Genomic DNA, 12,184 nt, shown 5'->3' with positions numbered 1-12,184 from the left:
TGATCGGGGCCTGACTCGGGCCTGACGGCGTCCTGAGGTAAATGCGGGAACGTATAACCGTGACGATTTCCATAAAAGCTGTCTGGACGGATTTCGGCGGGGTGCTCACGCCGCCCGTCGGTGAGACGTTCGCGGCCTTCTGCGCCAAGACCGGCCTGCCGCCCGACCCGTTGCTGACGGCCGTCGCGGCCGTGACCGCCCGCTACGGCACGGACGACTTCATGCTGCCGCTGGACACCCCGCTCATCACCGAGGACGAGTGGCTACGGCAGATGGCCGCCGAACTCGCCGGCCTCGGGGTCGAGACCGAGGTCATCAGCTTCGCCGACGCCTGGTTCGACGGCAGGCGCACCAACGCCGAGTGGCTGGCGCAGCTCCACCGCGTACGCGAGCGCGGCCTGTTCGTCGGGATGTTGTCGAACATGCCGCCGGCCTGGGAGGAGCACTGGCGGCGCATGGTGCCCCCGGAGGGCGTCTTCGACGACGTGGTCAACTCCGCGCAGGTCGGCTGCCGCAAGCCGGACCCCGAGATCTACGCGCTGGCGGCCAGGCGCGCGGGTGTGCCGGCGGCGCAGTGCGTGCTGATCGACGACCTGGCCAAGAACTGCGAGGGAGCCAGGGACGCGGGCTGGCAGGCGATCCAGTTCGGCGACACGGCCGTGGCGATCGAGGAGCTCGACGCGCTGCTGGATCAGTCGAAGGTGGCGTCTCCGTAGGCGACGTCCTCGTGGGCGAACCTGCGCAGCGCGCTGAAGACGACGTCGCCGAGCGCGGTCCAGACCACGGCGGTCTCCAGGATCGCCTCCGGCTCGGAGTCGGTGATGAGCTGGCCCAGCTCCGCCTCGGCCACCTCGCGCGCCGCCTTGGCGTAGATCTCCAGCAGCTTCACCTGGTCGGTCTTGCCGAGCCGGTGCAGCGTCGCCAGCGCGGAGGCCAGCGTCATCCTGGCCGGGTTGGTCGGGCGCACCTTCCAGCCGAGCCGTTCGATCAGCGCCTGGGTCTCCTCCGTCGCCGTCTCCCAGGCCTCGTCCTTGACCACGCGCGGGCTGACGGTCATGGCGAACTGCGCCTTGCCCGCCTGGTCGATGAGGCTCATCCCGGGGGCGTCCATCTTGTCCAGGACGTCCCGGGTGGCGGCGACACTCAGCCCGCCGACCTCCAGCAGGGCCCGCACGAGGCGAAGCCTGCGTACGTGCTCGTCGGTGTATTGGGCCTGGTTGTAGCTGGTGCGCTCACCGGGGGACAGGAGACCTTCGCGCAGGTAGTACTTGATCGTCGGAACGGGCACGTCGGCCCTGCGGCTGAGCTCCGCGATGCGCATGGTTCCTCCCCTTTCGCCCACTCGTACCCACGAGGTGGGCCTTGCCAACCCATCCAAAAGGATAGTAGACAGTTCTTGTATCCATTTTTCGACCGACCTGGGAGTTGATCGTAATGGACTACCGACCACTTGGTCGGACCGGCATCAAGGTGAGTCCGATCTGCCTCGGCGGGATGATGTTCGGCTGGTGGGGCGGCAACGGCTACGACGAGTCGGAGAAGATGATCCGGCGGGCCGTCGAGGCCGGGGTCAACTTCATCGACACGGCCGATGTCTACGCCAACGGCGAGTCCGAGGAGCTGATCGGCCGGTTCCTGGCAGAAAGCGGCCTGCGCGACGACATCGTCCTGGCCACCAAGGTCAACGGGCAGATGGGCGAGGGGCCCAACCAGGGTGGCAACAGCCGCGGCTGGATCATGCGGGCCGTCGAGGACAGCCTGCGCCGGCTGCGTACCGACCGGATCGACCTCTACCAGATCCACCGGCCGGACCTGGCCGTGGACCTCGACGAGACGCTCGGCGCGCTGACCGACCTCGTACGCGCCGGCAAGGTGCGCTACATCGGCTGCTCCACCTTCCCCGCCCATCGGGTCGTGGAGTCGCACTGGGTCGCCGAGCGGCGGCAGCGGGAGAGGTTCGTCAGTGAGCAGCCTCCCTACTCGATCCTGGCCCGCGGGGTCGAGGCCGACCTCCTGCCGGTCTGCCGGCGCTACGGCATGGGCGTCCTGGCCTGGAGCCCGCTGGCGGGCGGCTGGTTGTCCGGCCGCTACCGTGAGGGCGCCGAGCTGCCCGAGAGCAGGCGCGCCGCGCTGCTGCCCGCCCGCTACGACATGACCCTGGAGGAGAACCGGCGCAAGCTCGCCGCGACCGAGCGGCTGGCCCTGCTGGCGGAGAAGGCCGGCCTGTCGCTGGTCCAGCTCGCCCTGCAGTTCGTCATACAGCACCCCGCGGTGACGTCGGCCATCATCGGCCCGCGGACGATGGAGCACCTGGACAGCCACCTGGAGGCCCTCGACGTACGCCTGCCGTCCGACGTGCTGGACGAGATCGACGAGATCGTGCCGCCCGGGCTGACGCTCAACGCCGCCGACACCGGATGGCGGCCGCCCGAGCTGCTCGATCCCGCCCTCCGGCGCAGGCAGTGAGCGCGATCACGGCCGGCGCCGGCGCCGTCGCCACGCGAGAGCGGGCGAGCGTAGGCGAGGACCTGGTCACCATGCTCTGCTCGACCGTCATGATCTCCGGACTGGCGATCGACGGCTGGGCGCACAAGAACGTCCTCGACACCCTGGAGGGGTTCTTCACCCCCTACCACGCGGTTCTCTACCTCGGTTACGGCCTGACCGCCGCCTGGACGTTCCGGCTGGCCTACCGCCGCCGCGACCGCTTCCCGCAGTGGTGGCGCGACGGCTGGCCCGAGGGCTACCGGCTGGGCGCGATCGGCGCGCTGATCTTCTTCGTCGGCGGATTCGGCGACATGATCTGGCACCAGACGATCGGCATCGAGATCGGCCTGCTGCCGTCCTTCAGCCCGACCCACGTCGTCGCCACGCTGGGCGGCATCATCATGGGCACCAGCCCGCTGCGGTCCTGGTGGTCGACGGGGGAGGGCGGCTGGCGCGCGGTGGCCGGCGTCGCCACCATGACCTACGCCGTGATGGGCGCGCTGGTGCTGCTCAACTACGGCGCGTCCATCATGACGGTCGCGCCCGCCCACCCGTACGAGCCCGCACTGGGCGACTACGGCGGGATCATCGACACACCGGACGAGTTCCTGGTGGTGCAGGGCGTCTTCAGCTACCTCATCACCACGCTGCTGCTGACGGTGCCGCTGCTCATGATGCACCGGCGGCGGGCCACCATGTTCGCCGGCACGGCGCTGGTGCTCGGGGTGTCGATCCGGCTCATGGTGATCAACGAGTTCCCGCAGCCCCATCTCACCGTCGTCGTGGGGGCCCTCTGCGCCGCCGTCCTCGCCGACGCGCTTCTCGTGCGCCTGGACACCGTACGCGGGCCGGGGGCGCCACTGCGGCTGCCCGTGGCAGGGGCGCTCTACGCCGCGCTGGTGTGCGCGGGCCAGCTCGCCGGGCTGCATCTCGCGGCGGGCCTGCGGTGGCCGCCGGAGATGTGGGCGGGGACGGTCGTGCTGACCATCCTGCTCGGCGGGCTGCTGGGCGGCCTGGCCGCTCGGCCTCTTGAATATCGATAGTGGAAAGCTCTACTATCGATATCCGGATCACCTCGTCGAGGGAGAGATGATGTTTGCGACCATTGGCAGATTCGTTGCCAGGCGTCGACTATGGGTGTTCGTGGCCGCGATCCTGTTCGTCGTCGTGGGCGGCGTCTGGGGTTCAGGGGCAGGTGGCGTCCTCGGAGGCGGCGCCGGGCTCGACAACCCCAACGGCGAGTCCTCCGAGGCCAACAGCCTGCTGGCAGGGACGCTCGGCCGGCACGTCGCCGACGTCGTGGTCATCTACGAGAGCCCGACCATGTCCGTGGACGACCCGCTCTTCAAACAGCGGGTCGAGGAGACCGTCGCCAAGCTGCCCAAGGACACCTACGAATGGGTGGAGACCTACTACTCCACCGGCTCGGCCGACTACGTCTCCAAGGACCGGCACAAGACCTACCTCGCCATGCAGCTTCCCGGCGCCGTCGAGGAGCAGCAGGTCGTCGTCTACCAGAAGATCCTCCCGCTGCTGGACGCCCCGGACCTCACCGAGCGCTTCGGCGGGCTGACCGCCGTGGGCCAGCAGTTCAACGCGATGAGCACCCGCGACCTGGCCAGGGCGGAGTTACTGTCCTTCCCGCTGCTGATCATCTTGCTCCTGGTGGTCTTCCGCAGTCTCATCGCCGCGGCGCTGCCGCTGGCCATCGCCATCCTGGTGGCGGTCGGATCGCTCGCGGTGCTGCGCGTCGTGGGCGGGCTCGTCGATCTGTCCACCGCCGCGATCAACGTGGTGGTGATCCTCGGGCTCGGCCTGGCGACCGACTACGCGCTGCTCATCGTCAACAGGTTCCGAGAAGAGCTCGCGGCCGGAAGTGAGGTCGAGGACGCCGTCGTGCGCGCGACCGCCACGGCCGGCCGCACCGTCGCGGTCTCCGGGATCACGGTCGCGGTCACGCTCGGCGGCCTGCTGGTCTTCCCCTCCCGGTTCCTGACCTCGCTGGCCTACGCCGGGGTGAGCGTCGTGCTGTTCGCCGTGATCAGCGCGCTGACCGTGCTGCCCGCGCTGCTGCGGCTGGCCGGGCGGCGCATCGACTCGCTGCGCATCCCGCTGCCCGGGCGGCGCCGCTCGGGCCCGGAGGGGACCAGGTGGTACCGCACGGCGCACGCCGTCATGCGCCGCCCGGTCACCGTCGTGCTGGGCATCACCATCGCCCTGGGCGCGCTCGGCGCCCCGCTGCTGAGCGCGGTCTGGACCCGCCCGGCCGAATGGGCGCTGCCCGCCGACACCGACAGCGTCGTGGTGACCAAACAGCTCGCCGAGGAGTTCCCCTACGACCCGACCAAGGTGATCAGCACCGTCGTCCGCATGCCGGGCCCGGCGGACACGCCGGAGGCCAAGGCGGAGCTCGACGGCTTCGCCCAGCGGCTCGGGCAGATCGAGGGCGTCGACCGCGCGGAGGTGACGGGCACCAAGGACGATCTGGCCCGCATCACCCTGGGCTACTCGCTGAGCCCCTACGGCCAGGAGATCCGCGACGTGGTGGTGAAGTTGCGGGCCGAGCCGCCGCCGCCGGGCGCCACCGCGTTGTTCGCCAACCGGCCGGCGGCGATCGTGGACATGCTGACCATGATCGGAAATGGGCTGCCGTGGATGTTGCTCATCACCTCGGTGGTCACGTTCGTGGTGTTGTTCCTGGCATTCGGATCCGTCACGCTGCCCATCAAGACGGTGCTGATGAACCTGCTGTCGTTGTCGGCGGCATTCGGCGCGATGGTGCTGATCTTCCAGGACGGGTTCCTGTCGGGTCTGCTCGGATTCACCGCGCCGGGATTCATCGACGCCAACATGCCGGTCATGATCGCGGCGATCGCGTTCGGCCTGGCGATGGACTACGAGGTCTTCATGCTGGCCAGGATCAGGGAGCACTACCTGGTCTCGCGTGATCCGGTGGAGTCCGTGGCGGTCGGCGTGCAGCACACGGCCCGCATCGTGACGGCCGCCGCGCTGCTGCTGGGCGTGGTGGTGGGCGCGTTCGTCATCACGAACGTCACCGTCCTGAAGATGATCGGCGTCGGCGTGGTGGTGGCGCTCGTCGTGGACGCGACCATCGTGCGCGGGCTGCTCGTGCCGGCGTCCATGAAACTGCTCGGCCGCTGGGCGTGGTGGTCGCCGCCACCGCTCGCCCGGTGGTGGGAGCGGCACGGCATGCCCGAGCCGAGCGCCGTTCCCATGACGGCGCCTCCCGTGACCGTCCCCGATTCGGCCGTCCGAAACTAGAACCGATTCAGAACTCGTCCACCTCATATGCAGGTGGACGAGTTCTCTCGTAAGAGGAAACATTGGCGATATATAGATAACGGAAATCTTCACATTAGAATAACGTTCGAAGTATTGCTTCACCGATGACGATATGGCTATTGTTCATGTGTAGAAGTTTGGCGCATTGAGTCATTATTGCCAATTGGCGAACGGTGGGCTGAACGGGCAATGGCAACAAAATCTCCATCGTTATCCGATGGATGGAACGGGGGGCTCCCCAGGCCGGCGGGCATCAGGATCGTGATCGTTGACGAGCACACGTTGCTGCGTGAGGTTCTGGGAGAGGTGCTGCTGGCCGAGGACGACTTCTCTGTGCTGACGGAGTCGACCGATTTCGAGTCCTCGGTGGCGTTGATCGCCAGGACCAGGCCGGACATCGTGCTGATCGACATCGACAAGCCGCACGCCAGCCCGGGCGGGGCCGTGCGGCGACTGCGTGAGGCCTCGCCGCGCTCTGTGGTGGCGGTGCTCAGCATGTACGACGACGCCCGGATCGTGCAGGAGATGATAAGAGCGGGGGTGCGCTGTTATCTACACAAGGGGATCACCAGACGGGACCTGGTGGCGTCACTGCGCAGTGTGGCAGGGGCCGGGGGACAGGTGACATTGACGGTTCCGCACGGCACGCTGGCCAATCTGGACGCCGACTACGCGGGGCCGTTGTCGAGGCGGGAACGGGAGGTCATCGCACTGGTGGCCGCCGCCATGAGTAACCGGCAGATCGCCACGCACCTGTCGGTGACGGAGGGGACCGTCAAGCGTCATCTGCGCAACATCTTCCACAAACTGGGCGCGGTGTCGCGGATCGACGCGGTCAACAAGTACAAGGCGCTCGGCGACTCCGCCGCCTATCCCTGGTCTGCCTCCGGCACATAGATAGTGGTACTCTTAGGTATCCATTCTCAGGAGGCCGCGATGCAGCTGCGCACTTTCCTGATCGCCGGTGTCGCCAGCTTCATGGCGGCCCTCGACACCCTCGTCGTCACCACGGCTCTGCCCACGCTCCGGGAGCAGTTCAGCGCGTCGCTGGAGAGCATGGAGTGGACCGTCAACATCTTCACGCTGTTCTACGCCGTCTTCCTGCTGACCGCCGCGGCGCTGGGCGACAGGTTCGGCAGGAAGCGTGTCTTCGTCCTCGGTCTCGTGCTGTTCACCGGATCGTCCGCGGCTGCCGCGCTGGCCGGCTCCATCGGCATGCTCGTGCTCGCCAGGGCGGTCCAGGGGCTCGGCACCGCGATGATCATCCCGCTGGCGCTGACGCTCGTGGTCAGCGCCGCGCCGCCCGAGCGGCGCGGCGTCGCGATCGCGGGGCTCGGCGGCATGGTGGGGCTCGGCATCGCGCTCGGGCCCTGGATCGGCGGCGCGGTGGTCCAGTTCTGGTCGTGGCAGGCCGTGTTCTGGATCAACGTGCCGGTGGGAGCGGTCCTCGTGCCGCTGGCCGCGCTGCTCCTCGCCGAGGGCGGCCGGGCGGAGCGGCGGCTCGACGTGCGGGGCATCCTGCTGATGATGGCGGGGCTGTTCGGCGTGGTGTTCGGGTTGATCCGCAGCGTCACGCTCGGCTGGTCGCACGTCCAGGTGCTGGCGCCGCTCGCGGCCGGCGCGGTGATCTTGGTGCTGTTCGCGTGGTGGGAGCGGGTGGCCGCGGCACCCGTCCTGCCGCCCCACCTGTTCCGCAGCCGCGGATTCACGCTGTCCAACGTCGTCTCGACGCTGGTGCAGGGCGGCATGCTGGGCGCGGTGTTCCTGCTGACCCAGTTCCTGCAACTCGTGCTCGCCTACGAGCCGCTGGACGCCGGCGTGCGGACACTGCCATGGACCCTCCTGCCCGCCGTGGTCGCGCCGCTCGCCGGGATCTTCGGCGAACGGTTCGGCGTCAGGCGGCTGATGCTGGCCAGCGCGGTCCTCCAGGGGGCGGCGCTGGCGTGGTTCGCCGTCGTGGTGGCGCCGGCCGTGCCCTACTCGCTGCTGTGGCCCGGCATGGTGGTGGCCGGGGCCGGGATGGGCCTGTTCTACGCGGTGGCGGCCCGGCAGCCACTCGACTTCGTCGCGCCCGCCGAGGAAGGGCTGGCGGCCGGCGTCAACAACGCGATGCGGCAGATCGGGATCGTGATGGGCGTGGCCGTCCTGGCCGGGGTGTTCGCCGCCGCCGGCGGTTACGGCGCCGCCGCGCTCTTCGTCTCCGGCCTGCGCGCGTCCCTCTGGGCGGGTGTCGCGATCCTCGCCGTGGCGGCGCTGGCGGCCTGGCTCGTCCCGGCTGCCGCGTCACGACCGGACCCTCGCAGGGAAAGTCTCGCCACGGCGGCGAGTGGTGGCGCGGACCACCCGTTATCGCCGTGAGCTTTTCCGTGGGTGCCTTGGGGCCGTTCGTATGGGCGCCCCCGAGGCCGGGCTAATCGTTCGTATGGCCGTCTGGGCCGGACTAACCATTCGTATGGGCGGCCCTGATGTCGGCCCATATCTCGCGGAAGGGAACAATGCCGGATATCAGCGCAATGATTAAAACAATCGCGCCGCCGCCGATGACCATCGTCGGAAACAATCCGACCGGCCCGTACGATTGCAGCGCCGCCCGATAAACCCCGGCGGGAATCAATCCGAGCGGACTGCCGGCCTGCGTGAGGTTGACCACCAGCGCCGCCCAGAACGACCAGGCCGATCCGCGCAGGGCGAACATGCCCAGCGCGTTTCCCACCAGGTAGTACGCGGTGACCATGCGGCATTCGGTCAGAAGTCCCGGAGCCTCCGCCGCGGTCTCCGCCGCCGTCCTGCCGGCCAGGCGTAACGACAACTCCACGGTCTCCGGGTTAATGACCATCCATCCCTGGAGGATGGTGCAGATGGCGAGGACGAAAGAACACGCGAAGGTTAATAGCTGAAGACGGTGAGTCCACACCGAGGAGACACTGCCGGGCATCGGGGCCATGGCACGCACCTTTCCTGCGCGCCACTGATTGACGCTTTGAGGGCTGCCTATGAGAACCCTTCTAATTTAGCATTCTCGCTGCTCGACTTGAAAGTCTGACTTTTCGCGACACGCGCCATTCGGGGCGATAAAGGGCGTCAAGAAGTGCCGCGATCGGAATGGAAGCTCACGCGGGGTCCTCACGACGACCAGGCGGCACCGGTGCGTAGCCACGAACCGCCAAGGAGCGCCGTGCACACGGCGGATGCGCGATCTTCGCCGACCACGCGAGCACATGCCTCATGGAGCGGTCTGGCGAAGTAGCGGACCTCCGCCGCGGCCACCTCCACCGCCCGCGCGAGCGCCCTCCTGGACAGCCGTGCCGTCTCCGGCCCAGGATCGCCTTCCGTCGGGCCGGTCAGCAGCAGGTCGTCGCCGGCGGCGGCCACGTGAACCCAGGGATGACCGACCCACACCAGGTACGGTGCGGCGCCGGTGTGCCGGGCGGCGTTACGCCAGTTCTCGAGATCACCCAGGTCGCTGCAGCAGCCGGGAGCCACCAGCGTCCTGCCCCCGGTCAGGAGCAGGAATCCGCCAGACAGGCAACCGACGCTCTCCAGGGCGTCGTCGTCAATGTCGAGCACAGCGTCAAGGTCGAGCACGTCATCGAGGTCCTGCCCCAGCGTGGCCTGGTCCTGCGTGGCCTGGTCCTGCGTGGCCTGGTCCTGCGTGGCCTGGTCCTGCGTGGCCTGGACCAGCGTCGTGAGGTGGGGGCCGGTGAGGAAGTCCGACAGCCGGATCCAGTTTGAGTCGTCCGGCATCGGCGCCGGCAATCCGGCCGCGGTCACCCGCTCGATCCAGTAAGCGTCCCAGAGCGTCTTGTCGGCGGGAGGCCCGGCATGGTCCGGAGTCAGGTGGTGGACGAGGCCGGAGAAGACGTCGACGACCGGTACCAGCCGGAGATCGTCAACGACCTCGGGCGTCCTCGGCGCAGCACTCCTGCGCGTCCCCCGTGCCGTCGTACGGAGAGCCTGCTCGTACTGTTCCCGCGAGAAGACGAACGGCCCGAGGCCGGACAAGTCCCAGTCCCGTACATTGTTGCGAAACCCCGACCACCGCACGGCGGAGCCGGTCACCTCGATCTTGGCCAGCAGCGCCCAGCACTCCGCGACGCCGCACGTGCACCCGAGCAGCATGGTCTCATCGTCGTCCTGGTTGTAGGCCACCTCCCCGGGCTCGCCCACGTAGTGCCGGCTCGGCCAGCCGCACTGGCTCCGGGTGAAGTAGCTGTAGTCGCCCGCGAGCAGCGGCGCCTGCTCGGGCGCGTACTCCTCCGCCCGTTCGAGCTGCTCCTGGCGGGCGTACGGAAGCTCCGCCCGCCGGACCAGCTCAAGCAGCGGCACGCCGTCGATGACGATCTCGATGAGATCCCGGTCCGGACACCGGAACTCGATCCGCACGTCGTGGCCCTCCACATCAGGTCACCGTCAGGGCGCGGGCAGCGCGTCGGTGACGGTCATGACGGCGAGGATAGTGCGTGCCGCCGCCTCGGTCCGGGATCAGGGCCGATCAGCGCCGTACGCCCTGACAGGGGCACTCATCCGCCTTTCGCGGCCTTCAGATGGGCGGCCGCGGCCTGCTCCAGGTGGACGAGGTCGGAGGCGACCGTGGCGAAGGTGTAGCCCTCAGCCAGGCGGCGGGCGGCCTGCTCGCCGCCCGGGTTGTGGATTCCGGCCGCGATGCCCGCACGCGCGGCGGCCGTTCGCACCCGTTCGAGCGCCGCCTCGAACACGTCCGCGACCTCGGGGTCGTTCGGGAACCTGCCGCCCACGGCCAGGCACAGGTCGGACGGGCCCACGTACACGCCGTCGAGGCCGGGGACGGCGCAGATCTCGTCGATGTTGGCCAGCCCGTCAGGCGTCTCGATCATGGCCAGGACCAGCACGCTCTCGTCGGCCTCAGCCGGGGTGGGACCGATGCGCAGCATGGAGCGCATCGGGCCGTACGAGCGGCGGCCCCCGGCCGGGTAGCGGGCGGCCGACACCGCGCGCGCCGCGTCCTCGGCGGTGTCGACCAGCGGTACGATCACGCCGCCCGCGCCGAAGTCGAGCGCCCTGCCGATGACCGCGGGAGCGGCCGACTCGACCCGGACCAGACCGACCGAGCGGCCGCCCGCGTCGATGGCCATGAGGTTGCTCAGCAGGCCCGCGTTGCCGATCAGGCCGTGCTGGCCGTCCAGCGCGACGTAGTCGTAGCCCAGTCTGGCCAGGCGTTCGGTGGCGACGGGCGCGTCGAGCACCACCCAGTAGCCGACGCACTGCTCGCGGTCGCGGATCTTACGGGCGAACTCGGCTGCGGTCATCGAATCTCCTCAAGCGTGTAAACCCCGTTCTTCAGGACGGGGAGGAAGCGCGGGGCGGTGTGGCAGGGTCGAACATGTGTACGCAGCGGAGTGATCGTCGTGGAAGACCTGCCCGTCCGCAACTGATCAAGAACCAGAGCAGTCAACGGTTGTACGCCGGCATCGGGCCGCGCAGGGCGTCCCCGACGGCATCGCAGGCGGCGGACACCTCGGCGGGCAGCGGGCCGGCGGCCAGCGTGGCGAGGTTCGCGCGCAGGTGGTCCAGGCCGGAGGCTCCGAGCAGCACCGCGTTCACCACCGGCCTGCCCAGCAGCCAGCGCAGCGACAGCTCGGCCAGGGGGATCCCGGCGTCCAGCGCGATCGTGCCGAGCGCTTCGACCGCCTTGAACAACTCGGCGTCCCAGTAGCGCTGCCGGTACATCGCCGCCAGCCGCGAGTCGCCGAACCGGCCCGTCTCCGGCGCCCGGTCGAAGCGGTGCCGGCCGGTCAGCAGGCCGCCGCCGAGCGGGTTGTAGACCATGGTGCGCAGCCCGGAGGTGACGGCGTACTCGGTGTATTCGTCCTCGATCCGCCTGGCCAGCAGGTTGTAGAGCTGCTGGGCGACCACTGGGCGGGTGCCCATGCGGCGTATCTCCGCGATCTGCCAGGCCGCGTAGTTGGACACGCCCAGACTGCCGATCTTGCCCTCGTCCATCAGCTCGGCGATGGTGGCCAGCGTGGCCGCGAGCGGTGTGGCCCGGTCGGGCTGGTGCAGGTAGAACAGCTCCACGTGGTCCGTGCCGAGCCGCCGCAGGCTGCCCTCCAGCGCCAGTCGCAGCCCGGTGGGGGAGAGCGGCGCGTGGTCACCGGCGTCCGGGTGCGGGATGCCCGCCTTGGTCGCCAGCACGACGCGGTCCCTGCGCCCGCGCAACAACGTGCCGAGGATCTCCTCCGCGGCGCCGCCCGCGTAGCCGTTGGCGGTGTCCACGCCGGTCACGCCCGCCTCCAGCGCGAGGTCCAGCATCCGCCCGGCGGTGTCCGCGTCCACGGTGTCGCCGAAGGTCATGGTGCCGAGCACGGGCTCGGGGGTCATCGAATCAGCCCTTCGTTGAGCGCGCACAGGTGGGAAG

At 69.2% G+C, this 12,184-nt stretch carries 11 protein-coding genes; 6 read left to right on the top strand and 5 right to left on the bottom strand.

What is annotated here, in order from left to right:
* The first annotated feature begins 59 nt into the window (after positions 1-59).
* Complete coding sequence (locus tag ACFPZ3_RS37720; protein ID WP_379519123.1) at positions 60-716, top strand: HAD family hydrolase; 657 nt, start codon at positions 60-62, stop codon at positions 714-716.
* Here the strand turns inward: ACFPZ3_RS37720 and ACFPZ3_RS37715 are convergent.
* Positions 692-1,321, bottom strand: a complete 630-nt coding sequence (locus ACFPZ3_RS37715; RefSeq protein WP_379519122.1) for a MerR family transcriptional regulator — start codon at positions 1,319-1,321, stop codon at positions 692-694. The two genes, ACFPZ3_RS37720 and ACFPZ3_RS37715, sit on opposite strands and share 25 nt — an antisense overlap.
* A gap of 149 nt (positions 1,322-1,470) precedes the next feature.
* On the opposite strand from ACFPZ3_RS37715, the gene ACFPZ3_RS37710 reads away from it, so the two are divergent.
* The 5 genes from ACFPZ3_RS37710 to ACFPZ3_RS37690 all read left to right on the top strand — a co-directional run bounded on the left by ACFPZ3_RS37710 (position 1,471) and on the right by ACFPZ3_RS37690 (position 8,148).
* Positions 1,471-2,466, top strand: a complete 996-nt coding sequence (locus ACFPZ3_RS37710) for an aldo/keto reductase (RefSeq protein WP_379519121.1) — start codon at positions 1,471-1,473, stop codon at positions 2,464-2,466.
* Positions 2,463-3,530 carry a hypothetical protein gene (locus tag ACFPZ3_RS37705; RefSeq protein ID WP_379519120.1) on the top strand — a complete coding sequence of 356 codons (1,068 nt, stop codon included), beginning with the start codon at positions 2,463-2,465 and terminating at the stop codon, positions 3,528-3,530. Before ACFPZ3_RS37710 ends, ACFPZ3_RS37705 begins: the two co-directional genes overlap by 4 nt.
* A gap of 100 nt (positions 3,531-3,630) precedes the next feature.
* Complete coding sequence (locus tag ACFPZ3_RS37700) at positions 3,631-5,769, top strand: MMPL family transporter (protein ID WP_379519119.1); 2,139 nt, start codon at positions 3,631-3,633, stop codon at positions 5,767-5,769.
* A 282-nt stretch (positions 5,770-6,051) separates the two neighbouring features.
* Positions 6,052-6,687: a LuxR C-terminal-related transcriptional regulator gene (locus tag ACFPZ3_RS37695; protein ID WP_379519118.1), complete on the top strand. Its 636-nt coding sequence runs from the start codon at positions 6,052-6,054 to the stop codon at positions 6,685-6,687.
* Between the two features lie 39 nt (positions 6,688-6,726).
* Positions 6,727-8,148 carry a DHA2 family efflux MFS transporter permease subunit gene (locus ACFPZ3_RS37690; RefSeq protein ID WP_379519117.1) on the top strand — a complete coding sequence of 474 codons (1,422 nt, stop codon included), beginning with the start codon at positions 6,727-6,729 and terminating at the stop codon, positions 8,146-8,148.
* Positions 8,149-8,230: 82 nt separating this feature from the next.
* Here the strand turns inward: ACFPZ3_RS37690 and ACFPZ3_RS37685 are convergent, their stop codons facing one another.
* The 4 genes from ACFPZ3_RS37685 to ACFPZ3_RS37670 form a co-directional block, all read right to left on the bottom strand.
* A complete protein-coding gene (locus tag ACFPZ3_RS37685) occupies positions 8,231-8,734 on the bottom strand; it encodes a hypothetical protein (protein ID WP_379519116.1) in 504 nt (167 codons plus the stop codon).
* Positions 8,735-8,913: 179 nt separating this feature from the next.
* Complete coding sequence (locus tag ACFPZ3_RS37680; RefSeq protein ID WP_379519115.1) at positions 8,914-10,173, bottom strand: hypothetical protein; 1,260 nt, start codon at positions 10,171-10,173, stop codon at positions 8,914-8,916.
* 137 nt (positions 10,174-10,310) lie between these two features.
* The gene (locus ACFPZ3_RS37675; protein WP_379519114.1) at positions 10,311-11,075 is read right to left on the bottom strand and encodes an HpcH/HpaI aldolase family protein; all 765 of its coding nucleotides are present in this window, start codon (positions 11,073-11,075) and stop codon (positions 10,311-10,313) included.
* A gap of 142 nt (positions 11,076-11,217) precedes the next feature.
* The gene (locus tag ACFPZ3_RS37670; protein WP_379519113.1) at positions 11,218-12,147 is read right to left on the bottom strand and encodes an aldo/keto reductase; all 930 of its coding nucleotides are present in this window, start codon (positions 12,145-12,147) and stop codon (positions 11,218-11,220) included.
* Positions 12,148-12,184 lie beyond the last annotated feature (37 nt).

It is taken from the genome of Nonomuraea insulae (assembly GCF_042656245.1).
The sequence above is the reverse complement of the archived record's forward strand: the minus strand, read 5'-3'. Positions and strand labels throughout refer to the sequence as shown.